Annotated in this window: 34 protein-coding genes; 5 read left to right on the plus strand and 29 right to left on the minus strand. The window is 33.2% G+C overall.

Annotation, left to right across the window (positions count from 1 at the left end):
* The 23 genes from rpmD to rpsL form a co-directional block, all read right to left on the minus strand.
* Positions 1 to 183 carry a 50S ribosomal protein L30 gene (gene rpmD, locus KK2020170_RS00875; protein ID WP_221258937.1) on the minus strand — a complete coding sequence of 61 codons (183 nt, stop codon included), beginning with the start codon at positions 181 to 183 and terminating at the stop codon, positions 1 to 3.
* A gap of 13 nt (positions 184 to 196) precedes the next feature.
* Positions 197 to 721: a 30S ribosomal protein S5 gene (rpsE, locus tag KK2020170_RS00880; protein WP_221258938.1), complete on the minus strand. Its 525-nt coding sequence runs from the start codon at positions 719 to 721 to the stop codon at positions 197 to 199.
* A gap of 6 nt (positions 722 to 727) precedes the next feature.
* Positions 728 to 1,078: a 50S ribosomal protein L18 gene (gene rplR, locus KK2020170_RS00885; RefSeq protein ID WP_221258939.1), complete on the minus strand. Its 351-nt coding sequence runs from the start codon at positions 1,076 to 1,078 to the stop codon at positions 728 to 730.
* An 11-nt stretch (positions 1,079 to 1,089) separates the two neighbouring features.
* On the minus strand, positions 1,090 to 1,632 hold the full coding sequence (gene rplF, locus KK2020170_RS00890; RefSeq protein WP_221258940.1) for a 50S ribosomal protein L6: 543 nt from the start codon (positions 1,630 to 1,632) through the stop codon (positions 1,090 to 1,092).
* A 15-nt stretch (positions 1,633 to 1,647) separates the two neighbouring features.
* The gene (rpsH, locus tag KK2020170_RS00895; RefSeq protein WP_221258941.1) at positions 1,648 to 2,046 is read right to left on the minus strand and encodes a 30S ribosomal protein S8; all 399 of its coding nucleotides are present in this window, start codon (positions 2,044 to 2,046) and stop codon (positions 1,648 to 1,650) included.
* 206 nt (positions 2,047 to 2,252) lie between these two features.
* Positions 2,253 to 2,522 carry a 30S ribosomal protein S14 gene (gene rpsN, locus KK2020170_RS00900; RefSeq protein WP_221258942.1) on the minus strand — a complete coding sequence of 90 codons (270 nt, stop codon included), beginning with the start codon at positions 2,520 to 2,522 and terminating at the stop codon, positions 2,253 to 2,255.
* A gap of 3 nt (positions 2,523 to 2,525) precedes the next feature.
* Positions 2,526 to 3,077, minus strand: coding sequence for a 50S ribosomal protein L5 (rplE, locus tag KK2020170_RS00905; protein ID WP_221258943.1), 552 nt, complete (start codon positions 3,075 to 3,077; stop codon positions 2,526 to 2,528).
* Between the two features lie 2 nt (positions 3,078 to 3,079).
* Positions 3,080 to 3,394 carry a 50S ribosomal protein L24 gene (gene rplX / locus KK2020170_RS00910; protein ID WP_221259966.1) on the minus strand — a complete coding sequence of 105 codons (315 nt, stop codon included), beginning with the start codon at positions 3,392 to 3,394 and terminating at the stop codon, positions 3,080 to 3,082.
* An 11-nt stretch (positions 3,395 to 3,405) separates the two neighbouring features.
* Positions 3,406 to 3,774, minus strand: a complete 369-nt coding sequence (gene rplN, locus KK2020170_RS00915; protein WP_035129796.1) for a 50S ribosomal protein L14 — start codon at positions 3,772 to 3,774, stop codon at positions 3,406 to 3,408.
* A gap of 2 nt (positions 3,775 to 3,776) precedes the next feature.
* Positions 3,777 to 4,034: a 30S ribosomal protein S17 gene (rpsQ, locus tag KK2020170_RS00920; RefSeq protein ID WP_221258944.1), complete on the minus strand. Its 258-nt coding sequence runs from the start codon at positions 4,032 to 4,034 to the stop codon at positions 3,777 to 3,779.
* An 18-nt stretch (positions 4,035 to 4,052) separates the two neighbouring features.
* Complete coding sequence (gene rpmC, locus KK2020170_RS00925; protein ID WP_221258945.1) at positions 4,053 to 4,244, minus strand: 50S ribosomal protein L29; 192 nt, start codon at positions 4,242 to 4,244, stop codon at positions 4,053 to 4,055.
* Positions 4,245 to 4,256: 12 nt separating this feature from the next.
* Positions 4,257 to 4,682, minus strand: a complete 426-nt coding sequence (rplP, locus tag KK2020170_RS00930) for a 50S ribosomal protein L16 (RefSeq protein WP_221258946.1) — start codon at positions 4,680 to 4,682, stop codon at positions 4,257 to 4,259.
* Positions 4,683 to 4,702: 20 nt separating this feature from the next.
* A complete protein-coding gene (rpsC, locus tag KK2020170_RS00935) occupies positions 4,703 to 5,422 on the minus strand; it encodes a 30S ribosomal protein S3 (RefSeq protein ID WP_221258947.1) in 720 nt (239 codons plus the stop codon).
* Positions 5,423 to 5,430: 8 nt separating this feature from the next.
* Positions 5,431 to 5,838: a 50S ribosomal protein L22 gene (rplV, locus tag KK2020170_RS00940; RefSeq protein ID WP_221258948.1), complete on the minus strand. Its 408-nt coding sequence runs from the start codon at positions 5,836 to 5,838 to the stop codon at positions 5,431 to 5,433.
* A gap of 9 nt (positions 5,839 to 5,847) precedes the next feature.
* On the minus strand, positions 5,848 to 6,126 hold the full coding sequence (gene rpsS / locus KK2020170_RS00945; protein WP_072781259.1) for a 30S ribosomal protein S19: 279 nt from the start codon (positions 6,124 to 6,126) through the stop codon (positions 5,848 to 5,850).
* Between the two features lie 10 nt (positions 6,127 to 6,136).
* Positions 6,137 to 6,961, minus strand: a complete 825-nt coding sequence (gene rplB, locus KK2020170_RS00950; protein ID WP_221258949.1) for a 50S ribosomal protein L2 — start codon at positions 6,959 to 6,961, stop codon at positions 6,137 to 6,139.
* 6 nt (positions 6,962 to 6,967) lie between these two features.
* On the minus strand, positions 6,968 to 7,258 hold the full coding sequence (rplW, locus tag KK2020170_RS00955) for a 50S ribosomal protein L23 (RefSeq protein ID WP_221258950.1): 291 nt from the start codon (positions 7,256 to 7,258) through the stop codon (positions 6,968 to 6,970).
* 11 nt (positions 7,259 to 7,269) lie between these two features.
* Complete coding sequence (rplD, locus tag KK2020170_RS00960; protein ID WP_221258951.1) at positions 7,270 to 7,896, minus strand: 50S ribosomal protein L4; 627 nt, start codon at positions 7,894 to 7,896, stop codon at positions 7,270 to 7,272.
* Positions 7,896 to 8,513 carry a 50S ribosomal protein L3 gene (gene rplC, locus KK2020170_RS00965; protein WP_221258952.1) on the minus strand — a complete coding sequence of 206 codons (618 nt, stop codon included), beginning with the start codon at positions 8,511 to 8,513 and terminating at the stop codon, positions 7,896 to 7,898. The genes rplD and rplC overlap by 1 nt, the downstream gene beginning before the upstream one ends.
* 224 nt (positions 8,514 to 8,737) lie before the next feature.
* The gene (rpsJ, locus tag KK2020170_RS00970) at positions 8,738 to 9,043 is read right to left on the minus strand and encodes a 30S ribosomal protein S10 (protein ID WP_009779180.1); all 306 of its coding nucleotides are present in this window, start codon (positions 9,041 to 9,043) and stop codon (positions 8,738 to 8,740) included.
* 11 nt (positions 9,044 to 9,054) lie between these two features.
* Entirely contained in the window at positions 9,055 to 11,193 is a 2,139-nt protein-coding gene (gene fusA / locus KK2020170_RS00975; protein WP_221258953.1) for an elongation factor G, read from the minus strand.
* Positions 11,194 to 11,213: 20 nt separating this feature from the next.
* Complete coding sequence (rpsG, locus tag KK2020170_RS00980; RefSeq protein ID WP_221258954.1) at positions 11,214 to 11,690, minus strand: 30S ribosomal protein S7; 477 nt, start codon at positions 11,688 to 11,690, stop codon at positions 11,214 to 11,216.
* Between the two features lie 25 nt (positions 11,691 to 11,715).
* Entirely contained in the window at positions 11,716 to 12,096 is a 381-nt protein-coding gene (gene rpsL / locus KK2020170_RS00985) for a 30S ribosomal protein S12 (RefSeq protein WP_072781281.1), read from the minus strand.
* A 232-nt stretch (positions 12,097 to 12,328) separates the two neighbouring features.
* Here rpsL and KK2020170_RS00990 point away from each other — a divergent pair, with 232 nt between their 5' ends.
* Together KK2020170_RS00990 and rlmB are read left to right on the plus strand one after the other, a co-directional pair.
* Entirely contained in the window at positions 12,329 to 13,993 is a 1,665-nt protein-coding gene (locus tag KK2020170_RS00990) for a BamA/TamA family outer membrane protein (protein WP_221258955.1), read from the plus strand.
* A 52-nt stretch (positions 13,994 to 14,045) separates the two neighbouring features.
* Positions 14,046 to 14,780 carry a 23S rRNA (guanosine(2251)-2'-O)-methyltransferase RlmB gene (gene rlmB / locus KK2020170_RS00995; RefSeq protein ID WP_221258956.1) on the plus strand — a complete coding sequence of 245 codons (735 nt, stop codon included), beginning with the start codon at positions 14,046 to 14,048 and terminating at the stop codon, positions 14,778 to 14,780.
* 32 nt (positions 14,781 to 14,812) lie between these two features.
* Here rlmB and KK2020170_RS01000 read toward each other — a convergent pair whose 3' ends face one another.
* Complete coding sequence (locus KK2020170_RS01000) at positions 14,813 to 15,571, minus strand: rhomboid family intramembrane serine protease (protein ID WP_221258957.1); 759 nt, start codon at positions 15,569 to 15,571, stop codon at positions 14,813 to 14,815.
* Between the two features lie 103 nt (positions 15,572 to 15,674).
* On the opposite strand from KK2020170_RS01000, the gene KK2020170_RS01005 reads away from it, so the two are divergent.
* From KK2020170_RS01005 to KK2020170_RS01015, 3 genes are all read left to right on the plus strand, one after another.
* The gene (locus tag KK2020170_RS01005) at positions 15,675 to 16,238 is read left to right on the plus strand and encodes a Crp/Fnr family transcriptional regulator (protein ID WP_221258958.1); all 564 of its coding nucleotides are present in this window, start codon (positions 15,675 to 15,677) and stop codon (positions 16,236 to 16,238) included.
* Positions 16,239 to 16,322: 84 nt separating this feature from the next.
* Positions 16,323 to 16,790, plus strand: a complete 468-nt coding sequence (yiaA, locus tag KK2020170_RS01010; protein ID WP_221258959.1) for an inner membrane protein YiaA — start codon at positions 16,323 to 16,325, stop codon at positions 16,788 to 16,790.
* A gap of 89 nt (positions 16,791 to 16,879) precedes the next feature.
* Entirely contained in the window at positions 16,880 to 18,157 is a 1,278-nt protein-coding gene (locus KK2020170_RS01015; RefSeq protein WP_221259967.1) for a replication-associated recombination protein A, read from the plus strand.
* Here KK2020170_RS01015 and KK2020170_RS01020 read toward each other — a convergent pair.
* From KK2020170_RS01020 to KK2020170_RS01040, 5 genes are read right to left on the minus strand one after another with little or no spacing between them, the layout of a single operon-like run.
* Positions 18,154 to 18,870 (minus strand): hypothetical protein, encoded by a 717-nt coding sequence (locus KK2020170_RS01020; protein WP_221258960.1) that lies wholly within the window; start codon positions 18,868 to 18,870, stop codon positions 18,154 to 18,156. The two genes, KK2020170_RS01015 and KK2020170_RS01020, sit on opposite strands and share 4 nt — an antisense overlap.
* Entirely contained in the window at positions 18,870 to 19,556 is a 687-nt protein-coding gene (locus tag KK2020170_RS01025; protein WP_221258961.1) for a YjjG family noncanonical pyrimidine nucleotidase, read from the minus strand. The genes KK2020170_RS01020 and KK2020170_RS01025 overlap by 1 nt, the downstream gene beginning before the upstream one ends.
* Positions 19,556 to 20,041, minus strand: a complete 486-nt coding sequence (locus tag KK2020170_RS01030; protein WP_221258962.1) for a hypothetical protein — start codon at positions 20,039 to 20,041, stop codon at positions 19,556 to 19,558. Before KK2020170_RS01030 ends, KK2020170_RS01025 begins: the two co-directional genes overlap by 1 nt.
* Positions 20,034 to 21,299: an ABC transporter permease gene (locus tag KK2020170_RS01035; protein ID WP_221258963.1), complete on the minus strand. Its 1,266-nt coding sequence runs from the start codon at positions 21,297 to 21,299 to the stop codon at positions 20,034 to 20,036. Before KK2020170_RS01035 ends, KK2020170_RS01030 begins: the two co-directional genes overlap by 8 nt.
* The gene (locus KK2020170_RS01040; RefSeq protein ID WP_221258964.1) at positions 21,299 to 21,928 is read right to left on the minus strand and encodes an ABC transporter ATP-binding protein; all 630 of its coding nucleotides are present in this window, start codon (positions 21,926 to 21,928) and stop codon (positions 21,299 to 21,301) included. The genes KK2020170_RS01035 and KK2020170_RS01040 overlap by 1 nt, the downstream gene beginning before the upstream one ends.
* Between the last annotated feature and the right edge of the window lie 37 nt (positions 21,929 to 21,965).

Consider the following 21,965-nt stretch of genomic DNA (forward strand, 5'->3'; position numbering starts at 1 on the left):
TTATTTAGTTTCCTCAACAGAAACTAAGTGTTTAACTTTATTTACCATTCCAAGGATAGCAGGACTTGCGTCATGCTCAACAACTTGTCCTAATTTTCTTAACCCTAAAGAATCTAAAGTTCTTTTTTGAGTTTCAGGACAGTTAATTCTACTTCTAACTTGTTTTACTAAAATTTTTGCCATTTTCCTTGAATTTTTATCCTTTAAATACTTTATCAAGAGATACTCCTCTTTGTCTTGCAACAGTAGCAGCACTTCTCATTTGTAATAAAGCATCAAAAGTTGCTTTTACAACGTTATGAGGATTTGATGACCCTTGAGATTTTGACAATACATCATGAATCCCAACAGACTCTAATACCGCACGCACAGCACCACCAGCAATAACTCCAGTACCATGAGAAGCTGGCATTAAGAATACTCTTGCACCACCAAACTTACCTTTTTGCTCATGAGGCACAGTAACACCATTCAAAGGAATTCTCACTAAGTTTTTCTTTGCATCTTCCACAGCTTTAGCAATTGCTTCAGATACATCTTTCGATTTTCCTAATCCGTGTCCTACAACACCGTTTTCATCTCCAACTACTACGATAGCAGAAAACCCGAAAGCTCTACCACCTTTAGTAACTTTAGTAACACGATTAACGCTAACCAAACGATCTTTTAATTCAAGACCTCCTGGTTTTACTAGCTCTACATTTTTATAATTTTGATACATAATTTCTTAGAATTTTAGTCCTGCTTCTCTAGCTCCTTCTGCTAATGATTTAACACGTCCATGGTATAAATAACCACCTCTATCAAAAGTGATGTTAGAAATACCAGCTTTAAGAGCTCTTTCAGCCACCAATTTACCAACTGCAGTAGCAGTTTCGATTTTTGTACCTTTTGCAACTTCTGTTTCACGAGAAGATGCAGAAACTAATGTAGTACCGTTCACATCATCTATGATTTGCGCATAGATTTCTTTATTAGATCTAAATACAGAAAGTCTAGGTTGTGCAGCAGTTCCGCTAACAATCTTTCTAATTCTGAATTTGATTCTTTGTCTTCTTTCAGTTTTTGTTAATGACATAGTCTTAATTTTTAAGCTGATTTACCTGCTTTTCTTCTTAATTCTTCACCAACAAACTTAATTCCTTTTCCTTTGTAAGGTTCAGGCTTACGGAAAGATCTGATTTTCGCAGCAACCTGTCCTAATAATTGTTTGTCAAATGATGATAATTTCACTATTGGATTTTTACCTTTCTCAGATACTGTTTCAACTCCTACTTCAGGAACAATTTCTAAAACAATATTGTGCGAATAACCTAATGCTAAATCAAGTTTTTGCCCTTGATTTGAAGCACGGTATCCAACACCTACTAATTCTAATTGCTTAGTGAAACCTTCTGAAACTCCAACAACCATATTGTTGATCAGAGCACGATACAACCCATGTTTCGCTCTCTCATTTTTGTTATCAGATGAACGCTCAACTAAAACTTGATTATCTTCAATTTTAATTGCAACATCAGAAAACTCTTGAGAAAGCTCGCCTAATTTTCCTTTTACTGTAACTACAGCTTCTTTAACTTCTACAGTTACTCCTGCTGGAATTGCAATTGGATTTTTACCTATTCTTGACATGCTTTCGTCTTTTTATTAATATACGTAACAAATAACCTCTCCACCAACATTAAGTTGTTTTGCTTGTTTTCCTGTCATAACACCTTTAGATGTAGACACGATAGCACAACCTAAACCATTTAAGATTCTAGGTAAAGTTGAAGAGCCTGAATACTTACGTAAACCTGGTTTACTAATTCTCTGAATATCTCTAATTACTGGCTCTTTAGTTTCTTTATCATACTTAAGAGCGATTTTGATTGTACCTTGTACAGTACTATCTTCAAATTTGTAACTCAAGATATAACCTTGGTCAAATAAAATTTTTGTGATTTCTTTTTTAAGGTTAGATGCTGGAATCTCAACCACTTTGTGGTTAGCTCTCGATGCATTTCTAACTCTTGTAAGAAAATCTGCAATTGGGTCTGTGTACATATATACAAATTTGCGGTTTCGGTTTTCATAGGGCAACCCACTCTACGAACCTAAAACCAATTAAACTCATTTTTATTAACTCTTATAAGCCGCATCAACACTTCAAAATATAAAGTGCTAAAGCGACTTATAGAAGTTTTTACTTTATTACTCATTAAAAGCGTGCAAATCTACAAACTTTTTTTGAATAATAAACAAAAAATATTTTACCAGCTAGATTTCTTTACTCCTGGAATTAATCCTTGGTTAGCCATTTCACGAAAAGTTACACGTGAAATACCAAATTGACGCATATAACCTCTTGGTCTACCAGTCAATTTACAACGGTTGTGTAAACGTACAGGAGAAGCGTTTTTTGGTAATTTTTGTAATGCTTCATAATCTCCAGCTTCTTTTAAAGCTTGTCTTTTTTGAGCATATTTAGCAACTAATGCCTCTCTTTTCGCCTCACGGGCTTTCATTGATTCTTTAGCCATGTCTTAATTCTTTTTAAAAGGTAAACCTAATTCTGCTAATAACGATTGTGCTTCTTTATCTGTGTTTGCAGATGTTACAAACGTAATATCAAAACCAGCAATTTTATTTACTTTATCGATATCAATCTCAGGGAAGATGATTTGCTCAACTACTCCTAAGTTATAGTTACCTCTACCATCAAAACCAGTTGATTTGATTCCACCGAAGTCACGTACACGTGGTAAAGAAGAAGTAATTAATCTATCTAAGAATTCATACATTCTTTCTCCACGTAAAGTTACTTTAGCACCAATTGGCATACCCTTTCTTAATTTGAAAGATGCAACGTCTTTTTTAGAAATAGTAGCAACTGCCTTTTGACCAGTAATTTTAGTGATTTCTTCTACAGCGTGATCAACTAATTTTTTATCTGATACAGCTGCACCAACTCCACGGCTTACAACAATTTTTTCAAGTTTAGGAACTTGCATAACATTTTTGTAACCGAACTCTTCAGTAAGAGCAGAAATAATTCTACTCTTATATTCTTCTTTTAATCTAGGTGTATAAGCCATAACTATAATACTTGATTAGATTTTTTTGAAAATCTTACTTTCTTATCTCCTTCCATTTTAAAACCAACTTTAGTAGCTGATTTAGTTTTAGCATCGATTAATGCTAAGTTAGAAATGTGAATTGGAGCTTCTTTCTTAACGATACCACCTTGAGGGTTTTTTGCACTTGGCTTAGTGTGTTTAGAAACCATGTTTACACCTTCAACGATCGCTTTATTTGCTTCACGAATAACGCGCACAACTTTACCTTCAGCCCCTTTGTGGTCTCCAGCAATTACTTTTACTACGTCTCCTGATTTAATTTTTAGCTTTGTCATCATTTTAAGAATTAAAGCACCTCTGGTGCTAATGATACAATTTTCATGAATTGTTTTTCACGAAGTTCTCTAGCTACAGGTCCGAATACACGAGTTCCTCTCATTTCTCCAGCTGCGTTTAATAAAACACAAGCATTGTCGTCGAAACGAATATAAGAACCATCTGCTCTTCTTACCTCTTTCTTAGTACGTACAACAACTGCAGTTGAAACAGCTCCTTTTTTAACGTTTCCGTTAGGAGTTGCATCTTTTACAGATACTACGATTTTATCACCTACAGAGGCATAACGACGTTTCGTTCCTCCTAGAACACGGATAGTTAAAACTTCTTTAGCTCCCGTGTTATCTGCTACTTTTAATCTTGATTCTTGTTGTACCATAATTATTTCGCTCTTTCAATGATTTCAACTAATCTCCAACATTTAGTTTTAGATAAAGGTCTTGTTTCCATGATCTTTACTGTATCACCAATGTTACAGTCATTTTTTTCGTCGTGTGCATGATACTTTTTAGTCTTTAACACGAACTTACCGTATAACGGGTGTTTTACTCTTCTTGTTTCAGAAACAACAATAGATTTCTCCATTTTGTTGCTAGTAACAACACCTATTCTTTCTTTTCTTAAATTTCTATTTTCCATCTTTTCAGCAGAATACAATTATTGTAACTCTCTTTTAGTTAATTCAGTAGCTACTCTTGCTACCGCTCTTCTTACTCCTCTTAATTGCAACGGATTGTCAATTGGAGAAATTGTGTGAGCAGTTTTAAGCTCTGAATAAGTCTTTTTTAACTGACTAAGTTGCTCTTGTAACTCAGCTACAGATAGATTTTTAATTTCTGATTGTTTCATAATCTTTACTTATTATGCTTCGAAATCTCTAGCAACAACAAACTTAGTTTTTACAGGAAGTTTTTGAGCCGCAAGACGTAATGCCTCTTTTGCTACAGAAAGTGGAACTCCACCTACTTCAAACATTATCTTTCCTGGTTTTACAACAGCAGCCCAATATTCAACTGCACCTTTACCTTTACCCATACGTACCTCTAACGGTTTTTTAGTAATTGGCTTATCTGGGAAAATCTTAATCCATAATTGTCCTTCCCTTTTCATATATCTAGTTGCAGCAATACGAGCAGCTTCGATTTGACGAGAAGTGATGAAGCATCCTGTTTCGTGTACAGATTTGATACCGAACATTCCATTTGAAAGTTCGTGACCTCTCTGAGAAACACCCTTCATTCTACCTTTCTGTACCTTGCGGTATTTTGTTCTTTTAGGCTGTAACATTTTTCTTTAATTTAAAATAATTACTTTCTTTTACGAGCTGGTTTACCTTTTCCTGAAGATCCTGTAGATTTAGACTTTTGTTTGTCCATTCCTACTAACGGAGAAAGATCTCTTTTACCATAAACCTCACCTTTCATGATCCATACTTTAATACCCATTCTACCATAAGTAGTGTGAGCTTCAGCAAGAGCATAATCGATATCAGCTCTGAAAGTAGATAAAGGAATTCTACCATCTTTGAAGTGTTCAGAACGTGCCATTTCAGCACCATTCAAACGTCCAGAAATCATAACTTTGATCCCTTCTGCGTTCATTCTCATTGCAGCAGCAATAGCCATTTTAATAGCTCTTCTGTAAGAAATTCTGCTTTCAATTTGACGAGCAATACTGTTAGCTACTAAATAAGCATCTAACTCAGGACGTTTAATTTCAAAAATGTTGATTTGAACTTCCTTGTCAGTAATTTTCTTAAGTTCTTCTTTTAACTTGTCTACCTCTTGACCGCCTTTACCGATAATGATACCAGGTCTAGCAGTAGTGATAGTAACGGTTACAAGTTTTAAAGTTCTCTCGATAATTATCTTTGAAACACTAGCTTTTGATAAACGAGCATGGATATATTTACGGATTTTATAATCCTCGGCGATTTTATCACCGTAGTCATTTCCACCATACCAGTTTGAGTCCCATCCTCTGATGATACCAAGTCTATTTCCGATTGGATTTGTCTTTTGTCCCATACTGTTTATTAGCTTTGTGTGTTATTATTTTCTCCTAACACGATAGTAACGTGGTTTGAGCGTTTTCTAATTCTGTGTGCACGACCTTGTGGAGCAGGACGAAGTCTTTTTAACATCGCACCACCATCTACACGGATCTCTTTTACAAATAAGCCTGCTTCTTCTAAACTTGCCTCAGCATTTTTAGCTTGCCAGTTAGCGATTGCTGATAACAACAATTTCTCTAATCTTCTTGAAGCTTCTTTTTGACTAAATCTTAATGTATTTAGAGCTAATTCTACTTTCTTACCTCTTACTAAGTCAGCTACTAAACGCATCTTTCTAGGTGAAGTAGGGCAGTTATTTAATTTAGCAAAAGCAACTTGTGCTTTAGCTTCCTTAATCTGCTCTGCTCTTTCTCTTTTACGAACTCCCATAGCTTCTTATTATTTTTTACCTTTATTTTTTGCACCAGCGTGACCACGGAATGATCTAGTTGGCGAAAATTCTCCTAATTTATGTCCTACCATGTTCTCAGTAACATATACTGGAACAAATTGACGACCATTGTGTACAGCGATAGTTTGTCCAACGAAGTCTGGAGTAATCATAGAAGCTCTTGACCAAGTTTTGATCACAGCTTTATTTCCATTCTCAGCGTTTTCTAAAACCTTCTTCTCTAATTTATAGTGTACATAAGGTCCTTTTTTTAATGAACGTGCCATGTCTATCTAATTATTTCTTTCTACGTTCTACAATATACTTATTACTCGGGTTAACCTTAGAACGAGTTCTATAACCTTTAGCAGGTAAACCTTTTCTTGAACGTGGGTGACCTCCAGAAGAACGTCCTTCACCACCACCCATTGGGTGATCAACTGGGTTCATTGCTACTGGTCTAGTTCTAGGTCTTCTACCTAACCATCTAGATCTACCAGCTTTACCTGATACTACTAATTGATGATCAGAGTTAGAAACAGCTCCAATAGTAGCCATACAAGTTAATAAGATTAATCTTGTTTCACCTGAAGGCATTTTAATTGTAGCGTATTTTCCATCTCTTGCCATTAATTGAGCAAAAGTTCCCGCAGAACGAGCAATAACAGCTCCTTGACCTGGTCTTAATTCGATACATGAAATAACTGTACCTAGAGGAATTTTACTTAAAGGCATTGCATTTCCAATTTCAGGAGATGCATTTTCACCAGATACTACAGTTTGTCCAACTTGTAAACCGTTTTGTGCAATGATGTATGCTTTAGCACCATCAGCATAAGCGATTAATGAAATAAACGCTGAACGATTTGGATCGTACTCGATTGTTTTAACAGTAGCAGGAATTCCAGCTTTTGTTCTTTTAAAATCAACCAAACGATATCTTTGCTTGTGACCACCACCTGTATAGCGCATGGTCATCTTTCCTTGACTATTTCTACCTCCTGAGTTTTTTTTCGGGGCCAATAATGACTTTTCCGGCTTATCAGTTGTAATAGTGTCAAAGCTATTTACAACTCTAAAACGCTGACCAGGGGTAATAGGTTTTAATTTTCTAACTGACATTTTCTATTAGATATTATTATAAAAATCTATTGTTTCTCCTTCTTGTACTTGAACAACTGCTTTTTTGTAAGCATTTGTTTTTCCACTGATTAAACCACTTTTAGTGTACTTAACGCTTCTATCGGCTCTGTAATTCATAGTATTAACAGCAACTACATTCACACCATAAGCAGATTCTACTGCATTTTTGATTTGAATTTTATTAGCAGTTTTAGCAACTACAAAACCAAAACGGTTAAAAGTTTCACCTTCTTTAGTTATTTTTTCAGTAATAATTGGCTTAATAATGATACTCATAACCTTTATTATTAACTTAAATTAGATTCAATTCCGTTAACCGAACCTTCAGTAAGCACTAAACTCTTAGCATTCATTACAGCATAAGTGTTTAATTCTGATGCAGTTACAACAGAAGTTGATTTTAAATTGCGAGATGACAAATAAACATTATTATTTGCAGCACCTAACACGAATAATGACTTTTTATTATCTAACCCTAAAGATTTCAATACGTTGATGAAATTTTTAGTGCTTGGAGTTTCGAATGCAAAATCTTCAACAACTACTAAGTTAGACTCTTGAGCTTTTAAAGTTAAAGCTGACTTACGAGCTAATCTTTTTAGGTTTTTATTCAATTTGAATGAATAATTTCTTGGTTTTGGACCGAAGATTCTACCACCACCTACAAATACAGGAGATTTAACACTTCCTGCACGTGCAGTACCAGTACCCTTTTGTTTTTTAATCTTACGAGTACTTCCCGCTATCTCAGCTCTTTCTTTCGACTTATGCGTACCTTGTCTTTGGTTAGCTAAATAATGCTTAACATCAAGGTAAAGAGCATGATTATTAGGCTCAATAGCGAACACAGAATCGTTAAGAGTAACTTTACGACCTGTATCTTTTCCGTTGATATCTAATACTTTTACTTCCATTACTTCTGAATGATTACGTAAGAGTTTTTGTGACCTGGAACACATCCTTTAACTACTAAAAGATTTTTCTCAGCTACAACTTTTAAAACTCTAAGGTTTTGAACTGTTACATTTTCTCCCCCTGTTCTACCCGCCATACGCATTCCTTTGAATACTCTTGATGGATATGATGACGCTCCCACAGAACCTGGCGCTCTTAAACGGTTATGTTGACCATGAGTTGCTTGTCCAACACCACCAAATCCGTGACGTTTAACAACCCCTTGAAAACCTTTACCTTTAGACACACCTTGTACGTCTACAAATTCTCCTTCGTTGAATAAATCAACAGTTAACACATCTCCTAAGTTGTGTTTTTCTTCAAAATACTTGAATTCAACGACCTGCTTCTTAGCAACTGTTCCAGCTTTCTTGAAGTGACCTTCTTCAGCTTTTAACGTTTGCTTGTCAGTCTTGTCATCGAAACCAAGTTGAAGAGCTTCATACCCGTCAACCTCATTGGTTCTGACTTGGGTAACAGTACATGGACCAGCCTCAATAACTGTACACGGAATGTTTTTTCCGTTTTCGTCAAAGATACTTGTCATACCGATTTTTCTTCCGATTAACCCAGACATATTTAACAATTATTAATTAATATTCTTATTTTCAAACACATCACATATAGATGCACTTACTCAATTTGAGGGTGCAAATATATAATTTTATTTTAAATCAAACAAATTTAATTAGTTAAGTATTTTTTTGTCGAAAAATTCTTAACCAAGTTGATTCAAAATAGTAAAAAAAAACCGCTGAATCTTTCAATTCAGACGGTTTTTTATATCTGTTTAAAATATTATCAAACTTTGATCTCTACTTCAACACCACTTGGTAACTCTAATTTCATTAAAGCATCAATAGTTTTTGAAGAAGAACTATAAATATCTAATAATCTTTTATATGAGCTCAATTCAAATTGCTCTCTTGATTTTTTGTTTACGTGCGGAGAACGTAATACAGTAAAAATCTTTTTATGCGTAGGTAACGGAATTGGACCAGTTACAACTGCACCTGTACTTTTTACAGTCTTAACGATTTTCTCAGCTGATTTATCAACTAAGTTATGATCGTATGATTTTAATTTTATTCTAATTTTTTGACTCATCTTTTTAAAAATTAAGCATTAGCACCTTTAGCTTTCTTAATAACTTCTTCAGAAATATTAGAAGGAGTTTCTGCATAGTGAGAAAATTCCATAGTTGAAGTTGCTCTACCTGAAGACAATGTTCTTAAAGTAGTTACGTAACCAAACATTTCAGAAAGTGGAACAGAAGCTTTAATTACTTTTGAACCTGCTCTATCATCCATATTGTTTACTTGACCTCTTCTTCTATTTAAATCCCCAACGATATCACCCATATTTTCTTCTGGAGTTAACACCTCTAATTTCATGATTGGCTCAAGGATCACAGCACCAGCAGCTTTTGCTGATTCTTTATATCCTAATTTAGCAGCCAATTCGAAAGAAAGAGCATCCGAATCTACAGGGTGGAAAGATCCATCCGTTAAAGTTACTTTTAAACTATCAACTTCATAACCTGCTAAAGGCCCTGATTTCATAGCTTCTCTGAAACCTTTTTCTACTGCTGGAATATATTCTTTTGGCACGTTACCACCTTTAACTTCGTTAACGAATTGTAATCCCATTGGAACTTTTCCATCAACTTCGTCAGCAGGTCCAATTTTGAATACGATATCACCAAATTTACCACGACCACCAGATTGTTTTTTATAAACTTCTCTATGCTCAGCTTGTCTTGTGAATGCTTCTTTGTACTCTACTTGTGGCTCACCTTGATTAACCTCTACTTTAAACTCACGACGCATACGGTCAACAATGATATCTAAGTGAAGCTCACCCATTCCAGAAATAATTGTTTGTCCTGAAGCATGATCAGTTCTCACTGTAAAAGTAGGATCCTCCTCCGCTAATTTAGCTAAAGCCATACCCATTTTATCAACATCAGCTTTTGTTTTAGGCTCAACTGCAATACCGATTACTGGATCAGGGAATACCATTGATTCTAACACGATTGGGTGTTTTTCATCAGATAAAGTATCACCAGTTTTGATATCTTTAAATCCTACAGCTGCTCCAATATCTCCAGCTTCAATATACTCAATTGCATTTTGCTTGTTAGCGTGCATTTGATAGATACGAGAGATACGCTCTTTGTTTCCTGAACGGTTGTTCAATACATAAGAACCAGCATCTAAACGTCCTGAATAAGCACGGAAGAAAGCCAAACGACCAACATAAGGGTCAGTAGCAATTTTAAATGCTAAAGCCGCGAATGGATCATTTACAGATGGTTTTCTTGAAATAGGCTCATCAGTATCAGGGTTTGTTCCTTCAATAGCTTCTTTATCTAATGGAGAAGGTAAGAATTTACAAACTGCATCTAACATGAACTGAACTCCTTTGTTTTTGAATGAAGATCCACATAACATTGGAATAATAGCCATATCGATAGTCGCTCTTCTTAATGCATTGTTGATTTCTTCCTCAGTAATAGAGTCTTCATCTTCCATGAATTTCTCTAATAAGTTTTCATCATATGCAGCAACCTCTTCGATTAACTGTTGTCTATATTTCTTAGTATCTTCAATCATATCGTCTGGAATAGCAACGATATCGAAAGTAGCTCCTTGAGTTTCATCATGCCAAACAATCGCTTGGTTTTTGATTAAGTCAACTACTCCTCTGAAATCAGCCTCATCACCAATAGGTAAAACTAAAGGCACAGCGTTTGATTTCAACATATCTTTAACTTGCTGACATACAGCTAAGAAGTTAGACCCTTGACGGTCCATCTTGTTAACAAATCCCATACGAGGAACTTTATAGTTATCAGCTAATCTCCAGTTAGTTTCTGATTGAGGCTCAACACCATCTACCGCAGAAAACAAGAACACTAAACCATCTAATACACGTAAAGAACGATTTACCTCTACTGTAAAGTCAACGTGACCTGGAGTATCGATAATATTAAAGTGGTAACCTTGAGTTTCTGAAGTTGGCTTACCTTGCTCAGTTGGGAAGTTCCACTCACAAGTTGTAGCAGCTGAAGTAATTGTAATACCTCTTTCTGCCTCTTGCTCCATCCAGTCCATTGTAGCGGCACCTTCGTGAACCTCACCAATTTTGTGAGTTTTACCAGTATAGAATAAAATACGCTCAGTTGTTGTAGTTTTACCCGCATCAATATGAGCTGCAATACCGATATTTCTTGTATATTTTAAATCTCTTGCCATTTTGTTGTGTTCTTTATGAATTAAAATCTAAAGTGAGAGAATGCTTTGTTCGCCTCAGCCATTTTGTGAGTATCCATTCTTTTCTTAACAGCAGCACCTTCTTCTTTAGCAGCAGCTAAAATTTCAGAAGCTAAACGTGCAGCCATTGATTTCTCATTTCTTTTTCTTGCATAAAGAATCATCCATTTCATCGCCATAGAAATTTTTCTATCTGGACGAATAGGCATAGGAATTTGGAATGTAGCACCACCCACACGACGAGAACGTACTTCTACGTGAGGCATAACATTTGTTAAAGCGTCTTTCCAAGTTTCTAAAGCAGATTTTTCTTCATCTTGTTTTTTATTTTCAACGATTTCCATTGCATCGTAGAAAACTTTAAAAGCAACTGATTTTTTACCATCCCACATTAAGTTATTCACGAAACGTGTTACTAACTGATCGTTAAACTTTGGATCTGGTAAAAGAGGTCTTTTTTTGGCCTGTCTTTTTCTCATGTCTTTTCTTTAAAAGTTTTTAAAATTACTTTTTGTCTTTAGGGCGTTTAGCACCATATTTAGATCTTCTTTGTAAACGACCGTTAACTCCGGCTGTATCCAAAGCACCACGTACGATGTGGTATCTAACTCCTGGTAAATCTTTTACCCTTCCACCTCTAACTAATACTATCGAGTGCTCTTGTAGATTGTGTCCTTCTCCTGGGATGTAAGCATTTACTTCATTACCATTTGTCAAACGCACACGCGCAACTTTACGCATTGCTGAGTTTGGTTTTTTAGGTGTTGTAGTGTAAACACGCGTACAAACCCCTCTTCTTTGAGGACAAGAATCTAAAGCAGCCGATTTACTCTTCTTAGTTATTTTGGCTCTTCCAGTTCTTACTAATTGTTGAATTGTTGGCATAATTACTAATAAATTAATACTTTTTTTAACTACCCTATTTTAGGGACGGCAAAGGTAGAAATTATTTTTTATAATCCAAACCCTTAATTATTTAATTTTCAACACACTTCCATTTTATCAAAAATAACAACCCAATTTTATTTGTATTTAAAATTTAAATTAGCCAATTGTAAACAATACCAAATAATTAATGAAATGAAATAAAATTCATTTTTTACGTTACTTTTGAAGTATGAATAAAATATGCATTCTTTTATTTTTCTTTATAACGCAAAATATATTTGCGCAAAAATTCTATTTAAAAATAGAAGGAAGTTCGATAAAAGAAACTCATATAATCGACAGTTTAGATTATATAAAGCAACATCTATCAGTTGCATCAATTTTAGAAGAACAAAAAACATTTGAAAACAAACTTTTAGCAAATGGATACTTTTCACAACAATTAATAGAACAGAAAAAAATTAACGACAGCAGTTTTGTTTTTAGATATAAAATAAACAATCCCATAAGTGCAATTATTGTAAAAACTAAAAACCTAACAGATGAAGAAAGAGAACTTTTAGCAATTGACAAAGATTCTGTTTCAATTCTTCCCTCTGAAATAGAGAATTGGATGAAACTTAAACTGGGATTACTGGAAAGAAAAGGATATGCATTAGCCAAACTTCAACTTGTAAATCAAAAAAACAAAGACCTATATATATATAGTGATTTAAAATTATCTCTTAATATTAAAAGACAAGTCAACGATTTAGTAATTTTGGGTTATGACAAGTTCCCTAAAAATATAAAGCAAAATTGGTTGCGAAAATTGCGAAATCGAACTTTTAATCAAGAATTAATTAATGAAGTCAGTAATGACATTGAGAATTTTCCTTTTGTAACACAAACGCGCTCGCCCGAAATACTTTTCACAAAAGATTCTACTAAAATATATGCCTACTTAGAAAAAACAAAACCCAATAAATTTGATGGTTTTATTGGTTTTGCAAACGATGAAAAAAACACCAAATTAACATTCAACGGTTACCTCGATTTGAATTTAATCAACATTTTAAATTCTGGTGAAAAGTTTAATTTATATTGGCGAAACGATGGAAACCAACAAACTTCATTTAATATTGGAACTGAAATTCCGTATTGGTTTAAAACTCCATTCGGAACAAAAGCCAATTTAAAGATTTTTAAACAAGACAGTACATTTCAAAACACCCAATTAAACTTAGATGTTGGTTATTATTTTAGCTATAACAAAAAACTTTATTTAGGATATCAAAGTATTAATTCTGTAGACATTCAGAGTGTAAACAGTATAAATCTTAATGATTTTAGCAGTAAGTTTTACACGTTAAACTTTGACTATGTGAAACGGAATAATACAGATTTTCTATTTCCTGAAAAAACAAATTTTTATTTTAAAATAGGAACAGGTAATAGAACCATTACCGCACAAAATACTAATCAGTTTTTTGGTGAGCTTACTATTAGTCATAATTTATATTTAAACAATAAAAATGTAATTTCTATAAAAAATCAATCGTATTATCTCGAAAGTGAGAATTATGTGATTAATGAATTGTATCGTTTTGGCGGAATTAATTCTATTCGAGGTTTTAGAGAGAATACTTTACAGGCAAATTTCTTTTCTGGAATAATGGCAGAATATCGCTATTTATTAACGCCTTCACTTTATGTCCATTCGATTACAGATTATGGCTATTTTCAAGATAAAACCACCAATTTACAAGGAAGTTTATTAGGTTTAGGATTTGGCTTCGGTATATTAACCCAAAATGGATTATTCCAATTAGTTTATGCTAATGGAAGTACAGATGACCAAGCTATTAAACTATCCAATTCTATTGTTCAAATTAGCTTTAAGACGAATTTTTAAAAAACTTCTAACTTCTAACTTTTAACTTCCAACTTTAATTTATCTTTGCCAAATGGAAAAAGAACAACAAATTTTTGGAATTAGAGCTATTATTGAAGCGGTTCAAGCAGGTAAAGAAATAGACAAAGTTTTTGTACAAAAAGATCTTCAAGGTGATTTAATGAAAGAATTACTTAAAGTTCTAAAACAAAATGGTGTTAATTTTTCCTATGTACCTGTTGAAAAACTAAACCGATTAGGAGACCGAAATCATCAAGGAGCTGTTGCAAGCATCTCTCCTATTTCATTTGCCGATTTAGACGAATTAATTATGTCTTTATTAGACGAAGGCAAAAACCCTTTATTCATCGTTTTAGACGGAATTTCCGATGCTCGTAATTTTGGAGCAATCATTAGAACTGCAGAATGTACTGGCGTAAACGGCATTATTGTTCCGAAACAAGGTAGCGCTCCTGTGAATGGTGATACGGTTAAAACAAGTGCTGGTGCTGTTTTTAACATTCCTATTTGTAAAGTAGACCATGTGAAAGATGCTGTTTTTCATTTACAATCGAGCGGCATTAAAACTGTTGCTGCAACTGAAAAAACTAACAACAATGTTTACGATATCGATTTTACTGAACCCGTTGCTATTGTAATGGGAAGTGAAGACAAAGGTGTAAATCCTTCCGTTTTAAAAGTGGTCGACGAAAAAGCGAAATTGCCTATGTACGGAACAATTTCTTCTTTAAATGTTTCTGTAGCTTGCGGTGCTTTTTTATATGAAGTAGTTAGACAAAGATTGTAATTTAAAATTCGTTGATTTGATGATTTGAAAATTTATTTTTTCAAAAAATCATAAATCACTTTCATAGATAAAGTGAAATAATTTTTAATTTCATTTTCACCTTCTTTAATTTTTGGTGGCGGATTAAAATTTCCGCTTTCATCAAAGTTACGAATAAATGGATCTTCTTCGGGTTTAAAATTTGGATGTTCCCAATTATACATAATCGGTTTTCCAAATTGTGGTGTTCGAATTACTAAAGCCATTGCTAATCCAGTTACAAATCCGCTTAAATGTCCTTCCCAAGATATTCCATTTTCGATTTCTGGAAACATATACCAAACCATTCCGCCATATAATAGAACTACTAAAAACGAAACGGCCATTAAGCGATAGTATTTGGTAAAAATTCCTTTAAAAAAAATAAAACTCACCAAGACATAGATTAATCCACTTGCGCCAATGTGATAACTTGGTCTCCCTAAAAGCCATGTTCCTAGACCTGAAAATAAAATTCCGAAAACCAAAACTAAAAAGGCTTGTTTTCTATAAAAGAAAAATAAAATAGGAAGTAAAACTAAAAGTGCGAGTGAATTATTAACCAAATGTTGGAAATCGCCATGTAAAAATGGACTAAAAAGAATTCCTTTTAAACCAAATGTTTCTCTCGGATAAACGCCTAAATGATGGAAATTTTCGTAAAATTTTGTTTCATACCAAAAAACAGTCCAAATACTTAAAAGAAAAAGTAAAGGAACAATTAATACAATTGGCTCAAACTTAAATTGATGATCTTGAATAATTCGTTTCATTATTTAGAAAGTAGTCAAATATAGCACCAAAAAATATTTTATGCTTTTTTGTCATGTTTCCAATTTGATGTTTATTTTTAAGCCTTATTATTTCAATTCAAAAATGGATAAACTAAAAAATATTCTAAAAGAGAAAGTTGAGATTTCTGAAAGTGATTGGAAATTTATAGCATCTAAACTTCAAATTGCAACTTTAAAAAAGAAAGAATTCCTTACTGAAACAAATGCTATAGAACAAAATATCTATTTTATTTTAGAAGGTGTTTTCAGAATTTACATAGAACTTCCCGAGAAAGACGTAACTTCTGATTTCGGTTTTCCAAATAAATTTATCAGTAGTTATTCGTCATTTCTTACCCAAAATCCGAGCGTGGCGTGCATTCAAAGTTTAACCAAATCGAAAGTGATTTTTATTACAAGAGAAGATTTAGACGAAATTTATAAAAACACGTCGTGTGGAGAATCTATAGGAAGAGTTTTCGCAGAAGAATTCTTTATGTATAAATCTAAAAGAGAATTAAGCTTTATGAAAGATTCGCCAACAGAACGTTACTTAAACTTATTTAAAGAACAACAAAACCTAATTCAGGAAATTCCACAAAAGTATTTAGCGTCTTATATTGGCATTACGCCACAAGCCTTGAGTAGAATTCGTGCAAAAATATAAATACATTCAAATTTGTTAACCGAAGTTCATTGTTTGACCTTCTTCTTGTTCCTTTCTTTGCTTTAGAAATTTAAAACTAAAAACATGGAAACAAATCAAGTAAACAATTTAGAACAATCGAATACAAAAACGAAAGAAATTATTATTGTTCAAAAACCAACAGATGCATTCATTGGCGCTGCATGGGTTTCTTTACTAACCGGAATGGTTTCTTATTGTATCGGACTTTGGAATGCGCAAATGGAGTTAAATGAAAAAGGCTACTATTTTACTATTTTATTGTTTGGGTTATTCTCTGTAATTTCTGTTCAAAAATCAGTTCGAGATAGAGCGGAAGGAATTCCCGTAACCGATATGTATTATGGAATAAGTTGGTTCACAACTATCGCATCAATTACATTATTAGTAATTGGACTTTGGAATGCCGATTTAGAATTAAGCGAAAAAGGATTTTATGGCATGTCTTTCTTGTTAAGTTTATTCTCGGCAATTTCTGTACAAAAAAACACAAGAGATGTATTACTTGCTAAAAATTCGGTTATTCACGAATAAACCAAGTAATAAATAATAACATAAGGTTTGAAATTAAATTTCAAACCTTTTTCTTTTATATAAAATTGAAAAAAGTTTACTTTTACACTATGGAAGCACCTTTAGCAGAACGCATACGACCACAAAATTTATCCGAATATATTAGCCAATTACATTTGGTTGGCGAACAAGGTTCGTTAACGCATCAGATAGCGAAAGGTATCATTCCAAGCTTAATTTTATGGGGACCTCCAGGAACGGGAAAAACTACTTTAGCTCAAATTATGGCTGAAGAAAGTAAACGTCCTTTTTATCAATTGAGTGCTATCCATTCTGGTGTTAAAGAAGTGCGTGAAGTAATTGAAAAAGCCAAACAAAGCGGCGGACTTTTCACTTCTAAAAATCCTATTTTATTTATTGATGAGATTCATCGTTTTAGTAAATCGCAACAAGATTCATTACTAGCAGCCGTTGAAAAAGGTTGGGTTACGTTAATTGGTGCTACAACTGAAAATCCAAGTTTTGAAGTTATTCCCGCTTTATTGTCAAGATGTCAGGTTTATGTTTTAAATCCGTTTACGAAAGAAGATTTAGAAGCATTATTACATCGAGCAATTGCAGTAGATGAATTTTTGAAAACTAAAAACATTCAATTAAAAGAAACCGAAGCTTTACTGAGACTTTCTGGTGGCGATGGTAGAAAACTATTAAATGTATTTGAATTAGTCATCAATGCAACTGATGGTGATGAAATTGAGATTACTAACGATAAAGTGATGCAATTGGTTCAAAAGAATACGGTTTTATATGACAAGACAGGCGAACAACATTACGATATAGTTTCAGCGTTTATAAAATCGATTCGTGGAAGTGATCCAAATGGTGCCGTGTATTGGTTAGCAAGGATGATTGAAGGTGGTGAAGATGTTAAATTCATAGCTAGAAGAATGCTAATTTTAGCAAGTGAAGATATTGGAAATGCAAATCCGACTGCCTTAATTATGGCGAATAATACGTTTCAAGCAGTAACCACTATTGGTTATCCCGAAAGTAGAATAATTTTGAGTCAATGTGCTATTTATTTAGCCACTTCTGCAAAAAGTAATGCGAGTTATATGGCTATTGGAAAAGCGCTACAATTAGTCAAACAAACAGGAGATTTACCCGTTCCTATGCATTTGCGAAATGCACCAACGAAACTCATGAAGGATTTAGGTTATGGTGATGAATATAAATATTCACATGATTTTCCTAACAACTTTGCCGAACAAGAGTTTTTGCCAACTGAAATTTCTGAAACTACATTTTTTGAACCTGGTGAAAACGCACGCGAACGGGAATTGCGTCAGTTTTTAAAAAATCGATGGAAGGATAAATACAACTACTAAAACTTCACGCTAACTTTCTCAGAAATTAATTTTCCATCTTGGTAATATTCAAAATACCAACCGTTAATTTTCTTTAAAAATGTTCCTTGAATTTCACCTTTTTTACCAATAAAAACATCATTCATTGAAGTGCTTTGTATTAAATAAATAACTTTAGGCTCTTCATCTACTAATTTATAACCGTTTTCGATTGGTATCGCAAATAATTGATTCGGGTTAGTTGTTTTTTGTGGTGTTGCCGGAATAACCTCAACAGCTATAACATCTTCAATTTGTGTTGGTTTACTTTCAGCTTTATTTTTAAAATTCAATTGTCCTTTTAATGATGTAAGTGCAAATCGAAAGACTTCATTATAAGCTACTTTTAAAGACTTCTCACGACTACTACCTTTAAAACTCTCCAACAGAACTTTATTTTGACAATCCTTGATTTGAACAACAACATTTGTTGTAAAAAGTTTATTACTTTCAATTGCATCTACAAAAAAAGCTTTACAACGATTATTTGCTAAGTATTCTGGCAATTCATCTGTATCATAATAAACAGTAAAACCTTCTGTTTCAAAAAAAGATTTCATTAATGAATTCAAATTATATTGATCAGCTTCTTTTAAGAAATCAAATTTACTAGGTACTATAACATATTCATATTTCTCTTGTGAAAAAGAAAAAAAAGAAACTAATAAAACTATTATTAAACTAATTTTTTTCATTATAAAATTTTTTTAAGTTCTAACAAATGATTCACTTGAATCAAATCTTTATTGACTTGTATATTTTCAGCATTAAAAAAGATAGCATCCATACCAAAATCTAAGGCACCCTCAACATCCGCTTCTAAGCTATCGCCTATCATTAAACTTTCCCTTTTTGTTGCTTTTGCCAAAGATAAGGCAAAATCGAATATGTTTGGATGTGGTTTTTTTACACCTGCCATTTCAGAATTGGTAACCGATTTAAAATAATGTTCAATATTTGAATTCTTCAATTTCTTATCTTGAACAAAATGAAAACCATTTGTAATAATGTGCAATTCATATTTGGGTTGCAAATATTCTAACAATTCAATAGCTCCATCAAATAAATGATTACTATTAGGTAAATGTGTAATATAATCTTCAGAAAGTTGGTTTACTAATGTTCTTGAAACTTCTACGTTTAGAATATCAAAAACGTCTTTTAAACGATAATAACGTAAATCTTCATGTGAAATTTGATTGACTTGATATAATTTCCAATAATATTGATTTCTTGGAATATAATGCTTTAAGAATTCATCGGTCGAAAAATCAAATCCGTGCTGTTTAAAAATTACATCAAAAGCAACAGCAGAATTTCTATCGAAATCCCAAAGAGTATGATCTAAATCGAAAAAAAGGTGTTTTTTGTTTCGAAACATTATTTTCCTGCAGTAATTACAGCATTTTCAACATGATAAATCCAATCTTCTACGTCGTTGTCATTATAACGAAACGTCCCTTTTAACGTAACATATTGATCGGTTTTTAATTTTGGTAAATCACCTTTGAATTTAATTCCCATAATGGTTTCTGGCCCCGATTTTCCACAGAAAAAACATGACGCAAAAACGTTTTTACTGATTGCATAATTCTTATTATCGATAGGAATTATGAAACCTGTAATTATAACAGGCTTACCTTGTAACGCTTTTAATTTCGGATTGATTACAGGAAACATCACCTCACCATATTTCTTATCTGGTTTTTTCTGATAATCAATCTGTCCTAATAATTTCCAAGTTAAAGTGTCGGCAAAAACAACTTTTTCAGTTGATTTTTCTACTTTACTTGTATTATTTTCTGTAAAACTAAATGTTACTATTGAAAGAATCGTTACTACTGTTAATGTATATATTTTACGCATTTGCTAATGTTTTTGAAATATTTAATGTATATGCTTTTACGGCCGGAATTAATGCAGCAACTATTCCTACAAGCAATGTGAGTGCTAACAACCAACCTTCTTTGTTCCAAATAAATTCGTACGGATTAAAACTCAATTTAAAGTCGGCTTCCGATGATTTTGAAATGAGAACTAATGCTATTCTTCCCAAAATCGTACCAAAAATAAAACCAACAATACACAAAAGCAAACTTTCTATTAAAACAAGTTTTAATAATTGCAATCTTCCTGCTCCATTCACTCGTAATAAGGCAAATTCACTTTTACGTTCTTTTAAGGTATTAAACAACGCAATAAATATCGAAATTCCTGAAATCAGCATTATTCCGTAGGCTAAATAACGAAGTGCATCAATCCCAACACCAAATAATGTAAATAATCTATTAATTTCAATTGCAGGTGAAGCCGCTTGCATTTTGGTATTTTGAGGAATAATACGTTGCCAAGTCAATTTTGCCATTGGATTACGCATTTGCAATAAAACTGAAGTAATCTCCATTCCTGGCTCATCCATAGTTAAATCAGCAGCTTCGTGATGCTCGTGTTCATGTTCGTCGCCTTCTTCATGAACATGACCTTCTTCTCCATGTGCAGGATTTTCGTGTCCTTGATGGTGCATTTGCCATACACTTGGAATAGTACACAAAATTAAATTATCTACTACTTTGCCAGTCTGTTTTGCAATTCCTACTACTTTATAAGCATAATGATCATGAACTTCACCTTCTTCGCTATCGCCGTGTGAACCAAAAAATTCATCTCCAACATTCAAAGTTAGTTTTTGAGCAATTTCACTTCCAATAACTACTTCAAAGTTATTATCGAAAGTTTTACCTTCAGAAAATTCTACTTTAAAATGATTAAGATAATCCTGATTTGTTCCTAAAATTTTGAAACCTTTATAATTATCTCCAAATGCTAATGGAATGGCTTTTTCAACCATTGGGTTTTGCATCCATACTTTTGCCGAATCTAAACTAATATTCCCTGTTGGAGCATCGACTTGATAAATAGACGATAAAATTAATTGTAACGGACTTCCTTGCGCGCCCATCACTAAATCTATTCCGTCTAAATTATTGGTAAATTTCTCTTCGAACTGTTTTTCTAATAAAATTAAAACCGTAATAATGGCAACACTTGAGGTTAACAAAATAATACTCAAAATAGTATTCAACGGTTTGAACCAAATATTTCGCCAAGCTAATTTTGTAATCATTATACCATTGTTATTTTGTTAATAAACTTCTCTTTAATTCTAGCATCGTGCGTAACAATTACCAATGCTGCTTTGTATTCTTTAGATAAATCTGTCAATAACTGAATTACTTTTTCTGCATTTTTATCGTCTAAACTAGATGTAGGTTCATCGGCTAAAAGCACTTTTGGATCATTCATTAAAGCACGAGCTATTGAAACGCGTTGCTGCTGGCCAATACTTAGCTGACTTGGCAATTTATTGGCTTGATTTGCAATATCTAATTTTGCTAGCAATTCTTTTGCTCTTGTTGCATTTTTCTTTCCTGTTGCTAACCAACTCGCCATTTCTAAATTTTCTAGAACCGTAAGCGAAGCCACAAAATGTGATTTTTGCAATACTAAACCAATATTTTTTCCACGAAATTTATCCCCTTTTGATTCTGATAAAGAAACCATATTAACTTTATCAATTAAAATTTCGCCCGTTTTTGGTTTTAATAAACCAGCTAAAATATGTAAATAGGTCGTTTTCCCTTTTCCTGAATCACCTGTTATTATAATGGTGCTACCTGCCTCACAATACAAATCGGGCATGTGAAACAGTTGGTCTTTTGAATAGGAAAATGTAATTCCTTTAGTGCTTATCATTCTCTAGTTATGAAATTTTAAAGTGCCTGCAAGATAA

It is taken from the genome of Flavobacterium okayamense, assembly GCF_019702945.1.
GTDB lineage: Bacteria > Bacteroidota > Bacteroidia > Flavobacteriales > Flavobacteriaceae > Flavobacterium > Flavobacterium okayamense.